14 protein-coding genes are annotated in these 17,041 nt (G+C 66.4%); 5 read left to right on the top strand and 9 right to left on the bottom strand.

The annotated features are described in order from the left end of the window. Positions 1-28: 28 nt before the first annotated feature. The 5 genes from rng to mreB form a co-directional block, all read right to left on the bottom strand. Positions 29-1,486: a ribonuclease G gene (rng, locus tag ACNFBT_RS18825; RefSeq protein ID WP_275610342.1), complete on the bottom strand. Its 1,458-nt coding sequence runs from the start codon at positions 1,484-1,486 to the stop codon at positions 29-31. 46 nt (positions 1,487-1,532) lie between these two features. Next, positions 1,533-2,117, bottom strand: coding sequence for a Maf family protein (locus ACNFBT_RS18820; protein WP_416751892.1), 585 nt, complete (start codon positions 2,115-2,117; stop codon positions 1,533-1,535). Between the two features lie 67 nt (positions 2,118-2,184). Beyond that, positions 2,185-2,673, bottom strand: a complete 489-nt coding sequence (gene mreD / locus ACNFBT_RS18815) for a rod shape-determining protein MreD (protein WP_416751890.1) — start codon at positions 2,671-2,673, stop codon at positions 2,185-2,187. Further along, positions 2,673-3,716: a rod shape-determining protein MreC gene (gene mreC / locus ACNFBT_RS18810; protein WP_416752195.1), complete on the bottom strand. Its 1,044-nt coding sequence runs from the start codon at positions 3,714-3,716 to the stop codon at positions 2,673-2,675. Before mreC ends, mreD begins: the two co-directional genes overlap by 1 nt. 92 nt (positions 3,717-3,808) lie before the next feature. Beyond that, the gene (gene mreB / locus ACNFBT_RS18805) at positions 3,809-4,846 is read right to left on the bottom strand and encodes a rod shape-determining protein MreB (RefSeq protein WP_017518164.1); all 1,038 of its coding nucleotides are present in this window, start codon (positions 4,844-4,846) and stop codon (positions 3,809-3,811) included. 239 nt (positions 4,847-5,085) lie between these two features. Between mreB and gatC the strand changes: the two genes are divergently transcribed. The 5 genes from gatC (at position 5,086) to ACNFBT_RS18780 (ending at position 9,253) form a co-directional block, all read left to right on the top strand. Then, complete coding sequence (gatC, locus tag ACNFBT_RS18800) at positions 5,086-5,373, top strand: Asp-tRNA(Asn)/Glu-tRNA(Gln) amidotransferase subunit GatC (RefSeq protein ID WP_331318075.1); 288 nt, start codon at positions 5,086-5,088, stop codon at positions 5,371-5,373. 19 nt (positions 5,374-5,392) lie between these two features. Further along, on the top strand, positions 5,393-6,847 hold the full coding sequence (gatA, locus tag ACNFBT_RS18795) for an Asp-tRNA(Asn)/Glu-tRNA(Gln) amidotransferase subunit GatA (protein ID WP_416751887.1): 1,455 nt from the start codon (positions 5,393-5,395) through the stop codon (positions 6,845-6,847). Between the two features lie 14 nt (positions 6,848-6,861). Continuing rightward, entirely contained in the window at positions 6,862-8,307 is a 1,446-nt protein-coding gene (gene gatB, locus ACNFBT_RS18790; protein ID WP_416751885.1) for an Asp-tRNA(Asn)/Glu-tRNA(Gln) amidotransferase subunit GatB, read from the top strand. Between the two features lie 152 nt (positions 8,308-8,459). After that, positions 8,460-8,855 (top strand): septal ring lytic transglycosylase RlpA family protein, encoded by a 396-nt coding sequence (locus ACNFBT_RS18785; RefSeq protein WP_416751883.1) that lies wholly within the window; start codon positions 8,460-8,462, stop codon positions 8,853-8,855. Between the two features lie 8 nt (positions 8,856-8,863). Then, positions 8,864-9,253, top strand: coding sequence for a carboxymuconolactone decarboxylase family protein (locus tag ACNFBT_RS18780; RefSeq protein WP_416751881.1), 390 nt, complete (start codon positions 8,864-8,866; stop codon positions 9,251-9,253). A 148-nt stretch (positions 9,254-9,401) separates the two neighbouring features. Here ACNFBT_RS18780 and ACNFBT_RS18775 read toward each other — a convergent pair whose 3' ends face one another. Genes ACNFBT_RS18775 through ACNFBT_RS18760 form a run of 4 tightly spaced genes read right to left on the bottom strand, consistent with a single transcriptional unit; the run spans position 9,402 to position 17,037 of the window. After that, complete coding sequence (locus ACNFBT_RS18775; RefSeq protein WP_416751879.1) at positions 9,402-10,217, bottom strand: YfaP family protein; 816 nt, start codon at positions 10,215-10,217, stop codon at positions 9,402-9,404. A gap of 5 nt (positions 10,218-10,222) precedes the next feature. After that, positions 10,223-11,872 carry a DUF2300 domain-containing protein gene (locus ACNFBT_RS18770; RefSeq protein WP_416751878.1) on the bottom strand — a complete coding sequence of 550 codons (1,650 nt, stop codon included), beginning with the start codon at positions 11,870-11,872 and terminating at the stop codon, positions 10,223-10,225. After that, positions 11,873-16,426, bottom strand: coding sequence for an alpha-2-macroglobulin family protein (locus tag ACNFBT_RS18765; protein ID WP_416751876.1), 4,554 nt, complete (start codon positions 16,424-16,426; stop codon positions 11,873-11,875). It abuts the gene before it with no gap. Then, the gene (locus ACNFBT_RS18760; RefSeq protein ID WP_416752193.1) at positions 16,423-17,037 is read right to left on the bottom strand and encodes a DUF1175 domain-containing protein; all 615 of its coding nucleotides are present in this window, start codon (positions 17,035-17,037) and stop codon (positions 16,423-16,425) included. Before ACNFBT_RS18760 ends, ACNFBT_RS18765 begins: the two co-directional genes overlap by 4 nt. Positions 17,038-17,041 lie beyond the last annotated feature (4 nt).

The following is a 17,041-nucleotide window of genomic DNA, read 5'->3' as shown; positions in this document are numbered from 1 at the left end:
GGCATTCTGAAACGTTGGGACCTGCCTCTCAAAGCAGGACAACGTCGTACTGTTCCTGAGAGTACATGGCCTCTACCTGGAACTTGATGGTGCGGCCGATGAAGACTTCCAGATCGGCGACGTTGCCCGACTCCTCGTCGAGCAGGCGATCGACCACCTTCTGGTTGGCCAGCACCAGGTAGGAATCGGCCTGGTACGCGCGGGCCTCGCGAAGGATTTCGCGGAAGATCTCGTAGCAGATGGTTTCGGCGGTCTTCAGCATGCCGCGCCCCTGGCAGCTCGGGCAGGGCTCGCAGAGCACCTGCACCAGGCTTTCACGGGTACGCTTGCGGGTCATCTGCACCAGGCCCAGCTCGGTGATGCCGATGATGTTGGTCTTGGCATGGTCGCGTTCGAGCTGCTTCTCCAGGGTCCGCAGGACCTGGCGGCGGTGCTCCTCGTCTTCCATGTCGATGAAGTCGATGATGATGATCCCGCCCAGGTTGCGCAGGCGCAGCTGGCGGGCGATGGCGGTGGCCGCCTCGAGATTGGTCTTGAAGATGGTTTCTTCGAGGTTGCGATGGCCGACGAAGGCACCGGTGTTCACATCGATGGTGGTCATCGCCTCGGTCGGGTCGATGATCAGGTAGCCGCCGGACTTGAGCAGCACCTTGCGCTCCAGCGCCTTCTGCACCTCGTCCTCGACCCCGTAGAGGTCGAAGATCGGCCGCTCGCCGGGGTAGTGCTCCAGGCGGTCAGCGATTTCCGGCATCAGTTCTTCGACGAACTGCGTGATTTTCTGAAAGTTCTCCCGGGAATCGACGCGGATCTTCTCGATTCGCGGATTGACCAGGTCGCGCAGGGTGCGCAGGGCCAGGGACAGGTCCTCGTAGATCAGGGTCGGCGCACCGACGGTCTGGATCTGTGCGGCGATCTGGTCCCACAAGCGGCGCAGGTAGCGGATATCGGCAAGGATTTCGTCCTCCCCCGCGCCCTCGGCGGCGGTGCGCAGGATGAAACCGCCCTGTTCGACGATGCCTTCGGCCGCGACGCACTTGGCCACCACCTGCTTGAGGCGTTCGCGCTCAACTTCGTCCTCGATCTTCAGGGAAATGCCGACATGGCTGGTACGCGGCATGTAGACCAGGTAACGCGACGGGATCGACAGGTGTGTGGTCAGGCGTGCGCCCTTGGTACCGATGGGGTCCTTGGTGACCTGCACCACCAGGCTCTGGCCCTCGTGAACCAGCGCGCTGATGCTCTCCACGGCGCTGCCTTCGCGGGTGGAGATCTCCGCCGCGTGAATGAAGGCCGCGCGCTCGAGGCCGATGTCGACGAAGGCCGCCTGCATGCCCGGCAGCACGCGCACGACCTTGCCCTTGTAGATGTTGCCGACGATCCCGCGGCGCAGCGTGCGCTCGACATGGACCTCCTGCAGGACGCCGTTCTCCACCACCGCCACGCGCGATTCCATCGGCGTGATATTGATCAGGATCTCTTCGCTCATGCGCCCTTCCTTATCGCGCCCGGAGTCGTGCAGCGCTACTTCGTGATCAAGACTGCCAGCAAGGGATGGAGAAGTCAGCCAGCAATGCCGCAGTTTCGCACAGGGGCAGGCCGACCACGGCGCTGTAGCTGCCCTCCACGCGGCTGACGAAGACCGCCGCGAGCCCCTGGATAGCATAGCCACCGGCCTTGTCATGCGGCTCGCCAGTGTCCCAGTAGCGCTCGGCCTCTTCCATCGTAACGCTACGGAAAGTCACGCGGCTGCCCACCACCTTCGCCTCGCAGCGGTCCCGGTTGGCCACGGCCACCGCGGTCAGCACCTCGTGCTCGCGGCCGGACAGCGCCTGCAGCATGGCCAGCGCCTCGGCGCGATCGGCCGGCTTGCCGAGGATGCGCCCGTCGAGCACGACGGCAGTGTCAGCCCCCAGCACGCAGACGTCGGCCCGCTGAGCCAGGAAATGCAGCCCCGCCAACGCCTTCTCCCGCGCCAGGCGCTCGACATAGGCAAGGGCGGACTCGCCGGCTTGCGGCGTCTCGTCGATGGAAGCGGGCACGATATGGAACGGCAGGCCGATCTGGGTCAGCAGCTCACGGCGGCGCGGCGAGCTGGAAGCGAGGTACAACTGGGACATCAGAGACTCCCGAAGCCGGGCCGGCGCGACTGGCGCCAGCCCCGACGAAACGCCCCGCAGCGGGGCCTCAGTTGATGTTCAGGCGCAGGCGCAGGGCCCGGAGCAGCGTATAGACCCACGGCCAGAGCAGGCCACTGACCAGCGCCGGCAGCAGGAACACCAGGGTCGGCGGACGATTGCCGGTCAGTGCGCTGATCCATAGCTGGACCAGTTGCGCCAGGCCGAACACCACCAGCAGCACCAGGCATTGCTGCCAGATGGGGAACATCCGCAGACGCTGGTGCAGCGACAGCACCAGGAAAATGATCAGGCTGAGGATCAGCGCGTTCTGTCCCAGCAGCGTGCCGTACAGCACGTCTTCGGCGAGCCCCAGCACCCAGGCGCTGAACATGCCGACCTTGTGCGGCAGGTAGAGCACCCAGTAGGTCAGGAACATCGCCAGCCAGAGCGGGCGGCCGATTTCCATGAAGCTGGGCATGGGCGCGACCGAGAGCAGCAGCGCCAGGAGCAGGCTGAGCCAGATCGCCCAGCCGTTTCGCGAGCCTTGGGTGGCCATCAGCGGCGATTCCTTGCTTCGGGGTGAGCCGCAACCGGGGCTGCCGGCGCAGTGCCATTAGTACCCGCCGGATGTACCGGCTGGGCGGCTGTGGCCGCCGGAGCGACAGGATGAGCAGCATCCTGCGCCGGAGCGGCGGCTCCCGGCTGGGCAAGTGCTGCGGACTCGGCGGCCTTGCGGTCGGCCTCGGCCTGGGCTTCGGCGGCATCGGTGGCGCGCTGTTCGGGCGTACGGCTGTCGGTGAACACCAGCAGCACGTAACGGCTGCGGTTCATCTTGGCGGTAGGTACGGCACGGATGGTGGCAAAGGGCCCGCCAGTGTCGTGGAGCACTTCCTTGACGGTGGCCACCGGGTAGCCAGCCGGGAAGCGCTGGCCAAGACCGGAACTGACCAGCAGGTCGCCTTCCTTGATGTCAGCCGTATCGGCGACGTAGCGCAGCTCCAGGCGCTCCGGGTTGCCAGTGCCCACGGCGATGGCGCGCAGGCCATTGCGGTTCACCTGCACCGGAATGCTGTGGGTGGTATCGGTCAGCAGCAGCACGCGCGCGGTGTAAGGCATCACCTCGACCACCTGGCCCATCAGACCGCTGGCGTCGAGCACCGGCTGGCCCTGGAACACGCCGTCCTTCTCGCCCTTGTCGATCAGGATGCGCTGGGTGAAGGGGTTCGGGTCGACGCCGATCAGCTCGCCCACCAGCACCTTGTCGTCGACCAGGGCGGAAGAGTTGAGCAGCTCGCGCAGGCGCACGTTCTGTTCGGTGAGGGTGGCTAGCTTCTGCAGGCGGCGCTGCATCAGCAGCTGCTCGGCCTTCAGGCGCTCGTTCTCGGCCAGCAATTCGCTGCGGCTGGTGAACTGGTCGCGCACGCCTTCCCAGGCACGAACAGGGAAGTCGGCGATGCCATAGAAGGGACTCAGCACGAGGCCCATCTGGCTGCGTACCGGTTTCAGATAATCGAAGCGGGCATCGACCACCATCAAGGCGACCGACAGGACGACGAGCACCAGTAGGCGCGCGCCCAGCGAGGGCCCTTTGGAGAATATCGGTTTGATGACCGGCTCCTAGCTGTGCAAGGTCGGTTGAAGTTTCACCCGCTTGGGCGAAACGTCAACCGACCGCTACAGGACTCCCCACCTTATTCGGTGGAAAGCAGGTCCATCGAATGACGGTCCATCATTTCCAGCGCCTTGCCGCCGCCACGGGCGACGCAGGTCAGCGGGTCTTCGGCGACGATAACCGGCAGGCCGGTTTCCTGGGCCAGCAGCTTGTCCAGGTCGCGCAGCAGCGCGCCACCACCGGTCAGCACCAGGCCGCGCTCGGCGATGTCGGAAGCCAGTTCCGGCGGGGACTGCTCCAGCGCGCTCTTGACCGCCTGGACGATGGTCGCCAGGGATTCCTGCAGCGCTTCGAGCACTTCGTTGGAGTTCAGGGTGAAGCTGCGCGGTACGCCTTCGGCCAGGTTGCGGCCACGGACGTCCACTTCGCGGACTTCGCCGCCCGGGAAGGCGGTGCCGATTTCCTGCTTGATGCGCTCGGCGGTGGATTCGCCGATCAGGCTGCCGTAGTTGCGGCGCACGTAGGTGACGATGGCTTCGTCGAAGCGGTCGCCGCCGACACGGACGGATTCGGCATAGACCACGCCGTTGAGGGAGATCAGGGCGATCTCGGTGGTGCCGCCGCCGATGTCGACGACCATGGAACCACGGGCCTCTTCCACCGGCAGGCCGGCGCCGATGGCCGCGGCCATCGGTTCTTCGATCAGGTACACCTCGCGTGCACCGGCGCCCAAGGCCGATTCACGGATGGCGCGGCGCTCCACCTGGGTGGACTTGCACGGCACGCAGATCAGCACGCGCGGGCTGGGCTGCAGGAAGCTGTTCTCGTGAACCTTGTTGATGAAGTACTGCAGCATCTTCTCGCAGACGCTGAAGTCGGCGATCACGCCGTCCTTCATCGGACGAATGGCGGCAATGTTGCCCGGGGTACGGCCGAGCATGCGCTTGGCTTCGGTACCGACCGCTACCACGCTCTTCTGGCTGCCGTGGCTACGAATGGCGACCACGGACGGTTCGTTCAGGACGATGCCGCGCTCGCGCACATAAATAAGGGTATTGGCAGTGCCCAGGTCGATCGACAGATCACTGGAAAACATGCCACGCAGTTTTTTGAACATTGGAAAGAAACCCGTAGGTGGAGCGTGGGTGAAAAATGCGCGGGTAAAAAAGTGCGGCAAACTCTAACAATGACGGGGTTTTTGGGCAAGGCGGCAATTTATGCTAGATTCCTCGTTTTTCGGACCTGCAGGCCCGTCCCAGCGGCCTTCGACCGTCTGCCGCGGGTTCTGTTCCCTGCCCCTCAAATTCCTTCCGGCCAGGTCCAGTTCGAACCGGGCCGCTCTAGCTGGAGACCCCGATGGCGCTTGAACGCTCCGACGTGGAAAAGATCGCCCACCTCGCCCGCCTGGGCCTGGAGGAAGCCGACATTTCGCGTACCACCGACACCCTGAACAACATCCTCGGCCTGATCGACGCCATGCAGGCGGTAGACACCGACGGCGTGGAGCCCCTGGCCCACCCGCTGGAAGCCACGCAGCGCCTGCGCGCCGACGCAGTCACCGAGGAGAACCGCCGCGACGCCTACCAGGCCATCGCGCCGGCCGTGGAAGACGGCCTTTACCTCGTCCCGAAAGTCATCGAGTAAGCGCTAAGGACACGGACATATGCTGCATCAATTGACCCTCGCCGAAGTCGCTCGCGGACTCGCCGACAAGCAATTCTCCGCCCAGGAACTGGCCACTGCCCTGCTCGCGCGCATCCAGCAGCTCGACCCGCAGCTGAACAGCTTCATCACCGTCACCCCCGAAAGCGCCCTGGCCCAGGCCAAGGCGGCCGACGAGCGGCGCGCCAAAGGCGAGGCCGGTGCCCTGCTCGGCGCGCCGATCGCCCACAAGGACCTGTTCTGCACCCAGGGCGTGCGCACCAGCTGCGGCTCGAAGATCCTCGACGCCTTCGTCTCGCCCTACGACGCCACCGTCGTCGAGCGCCTGGCCAATGCCGGCACCGTGAGCCTAGGCAAGCTGAACATGGACGAGTTCGCCATGGGCTCGGCCAACGAATCCAGCCACTACGGCCCGGTGAAGAACCCCTGGGACACCTCCCGCGTACCGGGCGGTTCCTCCGGTGGCTCCGCCGCCGCCGTGGCCGCGCGCCTGATCCCGGCCGCCACCGGCACCGACACCGGCGGCTCGATCCGCCAGCCGGCCGCGCTGACCAACCTCACCGGCATCAAGCCGACCTACGGTCGTGTATCGCGCTGGGGCATGATCGCCTACGCCTCCAGCCTCGACCAGGGCGGCCCGCTGGCCCGCACCGCCGAGGACTGCGCGCTGATGCTCGGCGCCATGGCCGGCTTCGATCCGAAGGACTCCACCAGCGTCGACCAGCCGGTGGACGACTACCTGGCTGCCCTGGCCAAGCCGCTGACCGGCCTGCGCATCGGCCTGCCGAAGGAGTACTTCGGCGCCGGCCTGGACAGCCGCATCGCCGACGCGGTGATGAAGGTGGTCGAGCAGCTCAAGCAGCTCGGCGCGGTGGTCAAGGAGATCTCCCTGCCGAACATGCAGCACGCGATCCCTGCCTATTATGTGATCGCGCCCGCAGAAGCCAGCTCCAACCTGTCGCGCTTCGACGGCGTTCGCTACGGCTACCGCTGCGAGGACCCGAAGGACCTGCAGGACCTGTACAAGCGCTCCCGCGCCGAAGGTTTCGGCGCTGAAGTGAAGCGCCGCATCATGGTCGGCACCTACGCGCTTTCCGCAGGCTACTACGACGCTTACTACCTGAAGGCTCAGAAAATTCGTCGCCTGATCAAGAACGATTTCGTCAGCGCCTTCGCCGAAGTCGACGTGATCCTCGGCCCGACCACGCCGAACCCGGCCTGGAAACTGGGCGAGAAGAACAACGACCCGGTCGCCCAGTACCTGGAAGACATCTACACCATCACCGCCAACCTCGCCGGCATTCCGGGCCTGTCCATGCCCGCCGGCTTCGTCGACGGCCTGCCGGTGGGTGTCCAGCTGCTCGCGCCGTACTTCCAGGAAGGCCGCCTGCTCAACGTCGCGCACCAGTACCAACTGGTCAGCGACTGGCACAAACAAGCACCGGCCGGGTTCTGAGGAAGGATTACGATATGCAATGGGAAACAGTAATCGGGCTGGAAATCCACGCACAGCTCTCCACCCAATCGAAGATCTTCTCCGGTAGCGCCACCACCTTCGGCGCCGAGCCGAACACCCAGGCCAGCCTGATCGACCTGGCCATGCCCGGGACTCTGCCGGTGCTGAACCAGGAAGCCGTGCGTATGGCCTGCCAGTTCGGCCTGGCGATCAACGCCGAAATCGCCGAGCGCAACGTCTTTGCCCGGAAGAACTACTTCTACCCGGACCTGCCCAAGGGCTACCAGACCAGCCAGATGGACCATCCCATCGTCGGCAAGGGGTTCTTGGACATCACCCTGGAAGACGGCACCGTCAAGCGCGTCGGCATCACCCGTGCGCACCTGGAAGAGGACGCCGGCAAGAGCCTGCACGAAGACTTCCACGGCATGAGCGGCATCGACCTGAACCGCGCGGGCACGCCACTGCTGGAGATCGTCTCCGAGCCGGACATCCGCAGCGCCAAGGAAGCCGTGGCCTACGTCAAGGCCATCCACGCGCTGGTGCGCTACCTGGGCATCTGCGACGGCAACATGGCCGAAGGCTCGCTGCGTTGCGACTGCAACGTCTCGGTGCGCCCGAAGGGCCAGGCCGAGTTCGGCACCCGTGCCGAGATCAAGAACGTGAACTCCTTCCGCTTCATCGAGAAGGCGATCAACCACGAAGTGCAGCGCCAGATCGACCTGATCGAGGACGGCGGCAAGGTCGTCCAGGAAACCCGCCTGTACGACCCGAACAAGGACGAAACGCGCTCCATGCGCAGCAAGGAAGAAGCCAACGACTACCGCTACTTCCCCTGCCCGGACCTGCTGCCGGTGGTGATCGAGCGCAGCTTCCTCGATGAACTGCGCACCCAGCTGCCGGAACTGCCGGACCAGAAGCGCGAGCGCTTCGAGAGCCAGTACGGCCTGTCCGCCTACGACGCCAGCGTGCTGTCCGCCAGCCGCGAGATGGCCGACTACTTCGAAAAGGTCCAGACCACCTGTGGCGACGCCAAGCTCGCCGCCAACTGGGTCATGGGCGAACTGTCCAGTCTGCTGAACAAGGACGGCCTGGAAATCGAGCAGTCGCCGGTTTCCGCCCAGCACCTGGGCGAGATGATCCTGCGCCTGAAGGACGGCACCATCAACGGCAAGGCCGCGAAGACCGTGTTCGCCGCCATGGCTGAAGGTGAAGGCTCGCCCGACGAGATCATCAAGGCCAAGGACCTGGTGCAGAACACCGACTCCGGCGCCGTCGAGAAGCTGCTGGACGACATGCTGGCAGCCAACGCCGAGCAGGTCGAACAGTACCGCGCCAGCGACGAAGCCAAGCGCGGCAAGATGTTCGGCTTCTTCGTCGGCCAGGCCATGAAGGCCGCCAAGGGTAAGGCCAACCCGGCACAAGTGAACGAACTGCTGAAGAAGAAGCTCGAAGGGTAACCGCCCCTTCTTTCCAGAAGAGTGCCAACGTCCGCGTTGGCCCGGCGAACGACCGGCCAAGGATGGCCGGATTGGAAAACTCGGTGCTGCGACAGGCATGTCAGCTTGGAACCCCATCAGCACCGGGTAAATCGTCCCCTGGAAGCTCCTTTATGTGGCGTTCACTCCCTACTCTCTTCCTTCTTGCCGGCCTGGCCCTGATGGCCGGCTGTAGCACTACGTCGTACGACCGCGACTCGGGCGTCTCCGGCCGCGGCTACCGCGCCGAGGGCACCGCCTCCTATTACGGCAAGGCGCACCACGGCAAGCGCACCGCCAGCGGCGAACGCTTCAACCTGAACGCCCTGACCGCTGCACATCGCACCCTGCCCTTCGGCACCCGGGTGAAAGTCACCAACCTGAACAACGGCCGTAGCGTCGTGGTGCGGATCAACGACCGTGGGCCTTTCGGCCGCGGGCGCATCATCGACCTGTCGCGCGCCGCTGCCGAACAACTCAACATGTTGCGCACCGGCACAGCGCCCGTGCGCCTGGAAAGCCTCGACTAGGAGTAGGGATGAGCACCGACAACCGCAAGGCCGGCGAGCAGGTTCGCCGCGAAGTGATGGGCGACTCCTTCGTCGACCGCGCCCTGGGCAATGCCACCGAATTCACCCAGCCGCTGCAGGACTTCGTCAACGAACACGCCTGGGGCGGCGTATGGAACCGCGACGGCCTGCCGCGCAAGACCCGCAGCCTGATCACTCTGGCCGCCCTGACCGCGCTCAAGTGCCCGCAGGAGCTCAAAGGCCACGTACGCGGTGCGCTGAACAACGGCTGCACGGTGGAAGAGATTCGCGAAGCGCTGCTGCACTGCGCCGTCTATGCCGGGGTCCCGGCGGCCATCGATGCCTTCCGCGCCGCGCAGGAAGTGATCGACGCGTGGCAGGCCGATCAGAAGGCCTGACTCGAACGTAGGGCGTATAACGTTCGACGTTATACGCCGCTTAACCGAGGCATTCGGGCGCTCCGAACCTGCCCCGGAGCCGCCGGTAGACATGGCGAAACGGCGTACAACCGCGAACGGTTGTACGCCCTACGAAAATCTCCGGCCCTTACGGATAACTGAATCGCTTCACCAACGTCAGCTCGCCCGGCTGGCGCATGGGAATCAGGAAGGACTCCTGCTTCTCGTTCACCGTCCCCTCCTCCGTGACGATGGTCACCTGCGCCGTGGTCAGCGGCTTGGCCGCGTTCACGTCGCCGGAGCTGTCGTCCTCGCTCCAGCCGCCGCCGTAGTAGTTCACATAGACCAGGTACTGGCCCTTGAGCGGGGTCGGGCTGGCGATGATTTCCGGGCCGTAGCCGGTGGTCACGTCGACGTCCTGAGCCGCGCCGTTGGACAGCGAGCGGTTGCCGTACCAGACGTGCCCGCCATCCGGGGTCACCAGGTGCAGGTCGAGGTCGGTGTTGTCCGAATCCCAGGACAGCAGCACCCGCAGCTTGGCCGGCACCTCGCCACCGCCACCGCCGTGGTAGAACTGCACGTGCTTGCGCTGCTGGCCGTCCGGAGAAATCACCTCCACGCTGTTGGTGCCCGCCGGGAAGGCAAAGGGCCGGTCGAAACCGCCGTTGTCATCGACCTTCAGCGGCATGGCCACGCCGTTCACGACCAGCCGCGCCGGGTCCTTGTTGTCCTTGGGCAGCGAACGGATTTCGCCACGGATGCGCGCCGTCTCGGCCTGGTCCGCGCGGGTACTCACCGACGAAGCCGGGTAGTTCACCGTCTGCCGGAAGTCGGCCTTGTCGCCGTCGCCCGCACGCCAGCCGCCCACCGGCGTATCGAAATGGATCGAGGATTCGGCAGCCTGCGCACCCCATGGAATCAGGCTGGCGAGCAGGGACAGGCGGAGCGCGTGGGCGAGTTTCATGACGATCATTCCAGTATCAGGCGACGGGCCAGGCTTTCCACGTAGCCCTCGTCTTGTCCATTGGGGTGCGCCTGGAAAGCCAGGTGCAGGTATTCATGAGCCAGGTCGAGCCGGTCCTGCTGGGAGTACAGGCCGCGCACGAAGATGCGCTGGCGTTCGCGATCGACGTAGGGTCGGCCGCTGCTCAGGCGGCACACGGCGAAGGACTGCAACTCTTCGTAACCCGGCTCGCCTTCCAGGCGCGGGCGCCAGCTGCGGCGCTGCGCCTGAAGCCAGCGCTCGGCATCCGGCAGGGGTTGGCAAGCGGCGGTCGGGTTGCTCCAGCGGCTGAGGCTGGTGCGCGGGAAGGCGCGGGCGAGGATGGCGTCGTAGCGCAGGCCCTTGGCGGCCTGCTCCCGGGCATCGCGCCAGGACAGCTTGGACTGCCCCGCCTCGTCAGAGTGATAGGTGACGGTGCCACCCGCCAGCACCAGGTCCGCCGTCCACGCGGCGACTTCCCGTGCGGCTTCGCTGGCCGGGCGCGGCGCGACGCGCTGGCGCTGGCTGCTGTCATCGATGCTCAGGCAGTCGCCGCGTGGCGCGCCGTTCTGCAGCAGGTAGGTACGGATGGTCACCGCCAGCGCCTTGGCCGCCTCCGCTGGAGTGGCGGAAGCCTCGCGGTCGAGCACGCGGGCGACGTATTCCTCGCGGGACAGGCGTGCGGTCAGGCGCGGGCCCTGGGCGCCGCGCTCGAGGAACAGGTCGCCATGGCTGTTCACGTCGAGCCGAACACCGTTAGCGAAAAGGACCTTCTGTGGTCCTGCCAGCAGACCTTCGGCGGCAGGCTGGTTACGTGCGTCGTAGAGCTCTTTCAGCGGATAACGGGTGAACAGGCTGACCTCCACGCAACGCCCCGGATCGCGGGGCCAAGGCGCCGGCAGTGCAGCGCCAATGGCAGTGCCGTACTTCGCCAGCACCGTCTTGCTGGTGCCCGGCCCACGCGCCCACAGCGGCGTGCCGTCCACCAGCCAACCGGCAAAGCCGCCTTCACGCTCGCCGCCCTCGTCCCAGCTCCAGGTCTTCACCCGCAGGCGGCCACCCAGCGCGGCCGGGGCGCGGCCGTCGTCGGCGGCAAGGCTGACATCCAGCAGCACTTTCTGCGCCTGCTCCTGGGCCGGCAGGTGCTGGAGTTGATCGAGCAGTTCGGCGACCGGGACTTCGGTCTGCGGCGCCAGATGATCGAGTCGTGCAACCCAGGCCGGCGCATGGCGTGCCTGCCAGTACTGCTGCCAGACCGCGCCGTCGATGCCCAGGCGCTGCGGCTGGAAGTACAGGCCGCAGGACTTCACCAGCGCTGCATCGCGTTCGATACTCTGCCCGGCCGTGCAGCAATAGACCTCTTCCTTGCTCTCGCCACGGCACTGGTAGGCCGGCTCCTGCTGGCCGGTATCGTTCAGCCAGGCGTAGACGAACAACTTCCACAGGCTACCCAGCGGTGCACGCAGGTCAGCCGGCAGTGGCTGGCGATCGAGCACCTGTTGCGGCCCGAGGCGCAGCAGTTCGTCGCCCTGCGCGGTGCGCCAGGCCAGCTGCGCCGGCTGCTCTTGTGCAAGAGCAGGCGCCCCCAAGGCGCAGAGCGGCAACAGCAGGATCAGCCCGGCGAAACGCGCACGCATTTACTGGACCTTGATCTTCGCCAGGGCCGGCTGCTGCTCCAGTGCCTGTTCCTGCGGCGCGTAGAGCCGCTGGTAGCGCGCCGGCGGCAGCACGAAATTGCCCTTCTGCGAGAAGCGGACCAGGTGACGGAAGCGCAGCTCGCCGCCCAGGGTGTCCACCGGTACGCCGTAGAACAGGTCGCCCGGCTCGTTGCGCGCGCGCTCCAGGCTGGTCGCCTCGACGCCGCCCAGGCCGCTGATCTGCAGGCCCCAGGTGGTGCGCTCGACGTCCGCGCCCGGCGGCAACGGCACTTCCAGCATGCCGTAGCGCAGGGCTTGCGCCTGCTCGGTGGTCAGGGTCACCTCGTCCAGGTACAGCTCGTCGCTGGACAGCGGCTTGTCGCCCAGTTCCTCGGCGCTGAAGGCAAAGGCGTCTTCGCCCGGCACCAGGCGCAGCAGGCGGCGCTTGATGGTCACCGGCAACTGGCTGGCCGGCGCCTCGGCGCTGCGGAAGGTGACGGAGGCATTGAGCGGGCGCGACGGCGCGGCAGTCAGGTCGAGCTGCGCCGGAACGCCACTGCCCTGCCACTTCCAGAAGGCCTCGCCGGTCTTGCTCTGGTTTTCCTTCCAGTCGGCCACTGGTTTGGGCAGCTCAGCGGCCGGAGCGGCGGCCACGGCCCGCTGCATCCAGGCCAGGGCCAGGGCGCGTTCGACGGTGGACTGCTGCGGCGCCAGGCTCAGCAGCAGCTCGCGGGCGCGGTTGGCGTCCACGCTGCCGCTGTACAGCTGTACGGCGCGGGCAAAGGGCTGTTCGCTGGTGTTGACCTTCAGGCGCGCGGCGTCCAGCTGCTTGGCGAAACCTTTCGGCAGCGCGACCTTGCTCTGTTCGGCCAGGCTGGCCGTCAGCACGCGGGCAACGGCCAGCCCCAGCTCGGAATCCGGCAGGCCCATGACCAGGCTGTCGTCGATGTCGAAGTCGTTTACGGACTTCGCCGCCTCGCCGTTACCGGCGTTCGCAAGGTCACTGAGCAGGCCGCTGACCAGGGTCTGCACCGGCAGTTGCATGTCGCGGGCGAAGGCCAGGATCAGCGCGCGCTGCAGCAGCGGCGTGGCGCTGGCGCGCGCCGAATACAGCTCCAGTACGCGCTGCCAGTGATCCGGCGGCAGCTGGATTTCCAGCGCACGGCTGGCGTACCAGTCGGCGTAGTAGGCGTACGCGGTGAGGAAGGCATCGTTGTCTTCGCCGCCCCACCAGGTGAAGTAGGCATCCGGGCCGGCCATCTGTACCAGGCGCAGGCGGCTGGTCTGCATGATCAGGCGCAGACGGTCGCGCACGCGCGGCTCGCCACCCGCCAGCATCGGATAGGCGATGCTCAGCGGCAGCAGCTGGCTGGCGGTCTGCTCGACGCCGCCCCAGGGGTAGTCGAGCAGCGAATCGAGATTGCCGCGCAGCAGGGCCTGGGCGCTGTCGTCCAGGCGCAGGCTTACGTCACGGGCATCCGCCGGCAGCTGCAGCGGAGTGTTCTGCGCATTCACCTGCAATGGCTTGGACTGCAGCACCTGCCAGCTGTCGGCCACCAGGCTGAAGTGCACGCCGAGGCTGTCGCGGACCTGGCCGTCCTGGCGCAGCTCCACGCTCCAGTCGCCATCGCTGAGCGGCTGTTGCGGCAGGGCGATGTAGTTGACGCCGCGCTTGAGCTCCAGCGCCTGGGTTTTCTCCCCGCCGTTGGCGCGGATCAGCAGTTCGGCCTTGGTGTCCTGTTCGCCCTGGTTGAAGACGAACAGGCCCAGGTCCGGCGCATCGCCGGTGCGGAAGCGTTTGGGCCCGCTCCACTTCAGGTACAGCGGCTTCTCGGAACGGATGAACTGTTTCTTCTGGCCCACCTGACCTTCGTCATCCATGGCGCGGGCGGTAATGCGCCAGCGGGTCAGGGAGTCCGGCATGCGGAACTTGAACTGGGCCTTGCCGTTGGCATCGGTGACCAGCTCCGGTTCCCAGGCAGCGGTGTCCACTTCCTCGCGGCGCGGACGCTCCAGCACCTTCACCCCACGCTCGCTGCGGTTGGCGCGGCCGGGGGCGCTGGGCGTGCCCGGCAGCGCGACGTCGTAGCTGATGAACGACAGGCTGGCACTGGTGCGCACGTTGTTGCGGCGCGGGTGGTAGAAGAACTGGTCGATGCCCGGGGCGATCTCCGGTTGCAGCGCGTAGATCATCTCGTCCACCACGCTCACGGTGAGGTGGCTGGAGACGGGTTTGCCGGCGTACGCGGTGTCGAGGTTGACGGTAACCGTCTCGCCCGGCTCGTAGCGCTCCTTGTCGGTGCTGACGGCGATCTCCACCTGCGGCACGGCGACCTTGATCCCGGCGTTCTGGAAGCTGTAGTCACCGCTGCGGGTGTAGAGCACGGAGAAGGTCAGGTTCGGCGAAAACTCGGCCTTCACCGGAATGTGCGCACGGTACTGGGTTGGGTTGAGCTTCTCCAGCTTCAGCCAGTCGCCGCCTTTGGACAGCAGCGCGGTGGCCTCGACCTTGTCACGCTCCAGCGACAGCAGCGCGTCGTCCACCGGCTCGGGGAAGGTGATCAGCGCGAGGGCTTCCTCGCCGGCCTTGTACTCGGCCTTGTCGAGGACGATTTCCACGGTGCCCGGCACGGCCTTCACACCGTCGCCGCTGACCGAGTGGCCGGTGCCGCCGAGCAACTGGCCGGCCTTGTCGCGCAGCTCGATGCTGTAGGTGCCGGGCTTGTCGAAGGTGATGGCGAACTTGCCGTCGGCCACCGCGCCGTCGCCAGTGCTGCGGTCTTCCAGGCGCAGCCAGCGGTAGGCGGTCGGCTGGATCTGCGTCTGCTGCTCGGCGGCGTAGCTGAATTCGACCTTGTCACCGGCGGCGCTGAAGCGCTGCGGCGCGCTCACGCGGTAACGCGCGGCGCCGCGCTCGATGAGGATTTCCTTGCTGGTCTTCACCCGGTACGCGGCGCCATCGCTGGCGAACACGGTGAGCATGTAGCGGCTGGGCTTCTCCGCCGCCGGCAGCTCCAGCGCGGCGCGGCCCTGGTCATCGGTGGTGATCTGCGCGCTGGACAGCTCCACGGGGAACTGGCCGAGGTACTGCAGCTCGTTGTCCACCATGGACAGCTGCTGGGCGCGCAGGCTCAGCTCCAGGCGGGCGTTGGCCACCGGTTTGCCGTCCGGGTAGAGCAGGATCAGGTTGCCCTTCACCGGCTCGCCGGTCTTGAAGTCCGGCTTGGCGAGGTCGAGGGAAATCTCGAAGTGCGGCTTGATGTATTCGGCAACGCGGAAGGCGCTGCTGTAGGTCTGATCGCGGTAGTCGAAGCGCAGCTCGTAGCCGCCGGCAACGGCGTTGGCCGGCAGCTGGAAGCGGCCGTTGGTGCCGCTCTTGGCGTCGTACTTGAGGTCGAGGGTCTGCAGCGTGGTGCCGGCGGCGTCGATCACCGACAGGCGCAACGGCGCGCTCTGCGGCGACTGCGATTCGCGGGAGTTCTTGAACTCGCGGCCGACGATCTTCAGCGATACCCAGTCGCCCGGACGGTACAGCGGGCGATCAGTAAAGGCGTAGAGCTTGGTGTCGTAGATTTCGCTGTCGTAATAGAAGTTCTCGGAGACGAAGACGCCGCCCTCCTCGTCCTCGCCGATCACGAAGGAACGCTCGGGGCTGACGTGCTGCAGGCGCAGCAGGCCATCGGCATCGCTGCTACCGCTGCTCATCACGCCCAGACCGTCGGTCCACAGCACCTTGGCGCCGCCCACCGGCGTGCCTTCATGCTTGCGGGCGGTCCAGACCAGCAGCTCATTGCCGGCGATCTTGCTCACGGCGACGCTGTTGGAGACGAACACCACGGTGGTCGCACGGTATTTGCCGACCAGCGCCTCGACCAGATAGAGGCCGGGTTTCAGCTTGCCCAGCGGCACGTAGACGTTGCCCGGGGCGACGTTGATGAACTCGCTGGAGGAGCCCATCAGGGTCACGTCCTTCGGCGGCTGGATAGGCTTGGCGTCCCACAGCGGGTAGCGGAACTGGCTGACCATCGGCAGACCCGGGATCGGCGCGTACTGCGGCTGCGCGTCATACGGCGTCGGCGCGGCGATGGCGTTGCCCATCTTCAGCTCGGGCACCACGGCGGTGACCTGCTGGCGCGACTCGTAGGAGAAGGTCCGCTGCATCACCCGACGCGACTTGCGGTACCAGTTGTCCCACAGGTAGGCCAGGGTGTTGGACAGGCCTTCGCCCTTGAACTGCCCTTCGGACAGCACCCGGTGCAGGTTCTTCTGGCGCTTGAGGAAGTCCAGCGGCTGGTCGATGCGGTAGACGCGGATGTCCGCGCCGCCGTAGGGCTCCATGCGATAACGGCGGTAGTCGCGGCCCGGCGCTTCCAGGCGCACCTTGGCCACTTCGTCGGAGGCGAAGCTCGAGTCGGCGAGCAGGAAGAACGACTCGCCGGCCATGGGCGTGTAGCCGCTCGCCGGGACCTCGTCGTCCGCCTGCACGAGTACGGGTGCGGCGGCGAACAGACCGACGCAGGCCAGGGCAGCGGCAACGCCGCGCAGCGCGTTCATCGGGTCAGGAAGGACAAGCGATAGACGCCGATAAAGTTGGGATTGGATTCGTCGGGTATCCATCGGGTGTCCTTCCATGTCATGAGTTGTTGCAGGCTGACCGAACGCATGCCGTTGTCGGTCGCCGTACGAGTGCCGGTGTGATAAGCGATGTCGCGGCCCATCCAGATCATCAGATGCTGGTCATCGCCCTGGTCGAAGAACATCAGGTCGCCCGGGCGCGCCTGGTTGAGGTCGCGGCCGACGAACTGGCTGTTGTACTGAATGAGTTTGATCGCGTTGACGTAGGGGCCGGTCTTGCCGCCGCCCTGCTGCCAGGTCTGCGCCAGGCTGCGCTGCTCGTCGCTGAGCTGCAGCTCCGGCGGCAGGTAGCGGTTGGACATGCCGTTGGCGCGCAGCCACTTGGCGTCGTGCACCTTCAGCGCTTCGTTGGCGGCGAAGCGCACCAGCCCCGCGCAGTCCTGCTGGTACCAGCGCGGGTTCGGGCCGCGGCGCAGCTGCTCCTCGGCAATGCGCACGAACCAGGCGCGGAACACCTGGGTCTGCTGCGCATCCAGCGCCGGCTCCGTTGCGTGCGCCAGCGTGGCGAAAAGCAGACCGGCCAGCAGCATGTGG

The sequence above is a fragment of the Pseudomonas sp. NY15181 genome, assembly GCF_048068055.1.
Lineage (GTDB): Bacteria > Pseudomonadota > Gammaproteobacteria > Pseudomonadales > Pseudomonadaceae > Pseudomonas.
Note: the sequence above shows the minus strand (reverse complement) of the source record. Positions and strands in the feature narration are given on the sequence as shown.

What these genes read in the sequence shown, in the direction of transcription:
- mreB (WP_017518164.1), bottom strand. Translation starts at nt 4,846, where the DNA reads ATGTTCAAAAAACTGCGTGGCATGTTTTCCAGTGATCTGTCGATCGAC.
- ACNFBT_RS18785 (WP_416751883.1), top strand. Translation starts at nt 8,460, where the DNA reads ATGTGGCGTTCACTCCCTACTCTCTTCCTTCTTGCCGGCCTGGCCCTG.
- gatC (WP_331318075.1), top strand. Translation starts at nt 5,086, where the DNA reads ATGGCGCTTGAACGCTCCGACGTGGAAAAGATCGCCCACCTCGCCCGC.
- ACNFBT_RS18775 (WP_416751879.1), bottom strand. Translation starts at nt 10,217, where the DNA reads ATGAAACTCGCCCACGCGCTCCGCCTGTCCCTGCTCGCCAGCCTGATT.
- gatA (WP_416751887.1), top strand. Translation starts at nt 5,393, where the DNA reads ATGCTGCATCAATTGACCCTCGCCGAAGTCGCTCGCGGACTCGCCGAC.
- ACNFBT_RS18760 (WP_416752193.1), bottom strand. Translation starts at nt 17,037, where the DNA reads ATGCTGCTGGCCGGTCTGCTTTTCGCCACGCTGGCGCACGCAACGGAG.
- mreD (WP_416751890.1), bottom strand. Translation starts at nt 2,673, where the DNA reads ATGGCCACCCAAGGCTCGCGAAACGGCTGGGCGATCTGGCTCAGCCTG.
- ACNFBT_RS18780 (WP_416751881.1), top strand. Translation starts at nt 8,864, where the DNA reads ATGAGCACCGACAACCGCAAGGCCGGCGAGCAGGTTCGCCGCGAAGTG.
- ACNFBT_RS18765 (WP_416751876.1), bottom strand. Translation starts at nt 16,426, where the DNA reads ATGAACGCGCTGCGCGGCGTTGCCGCTGCCCTGGCCTGCGTCGGTCTG.
- rng (WP_275610342.1), bottom strand. Translation starts at nt 1,486, where the DNA reads ATGAGCGAAGAGATCCTGATCAATATCACGCCGATGGAATCGCGCGTG.
- gatB (WP_416751885.1), top strand. Translation starts at nt 6,862, where the DNA reads ATGCAATGGGAAACAGTAATCGGGCTGGAAATCCACGCACAGCTCTCC.
- ACNFBT_RS18770 (WP_416751878.1), bottom strand. Translation starts at nt 11,872, where the DNA reads ATGCGTGCGCGTTTCGCCGGGCTGATCCTGCTGTTGCCGCTCTGCGCC.
- ACNFBT_RS18820 (WP_416751892.1), bottom strand. Translation starts at nt 2,117, where the DNA reads ATGTCCCAGTTGTACCTCGCTTCCAGCTCGCCGCGCCGCCGTGAGCTG.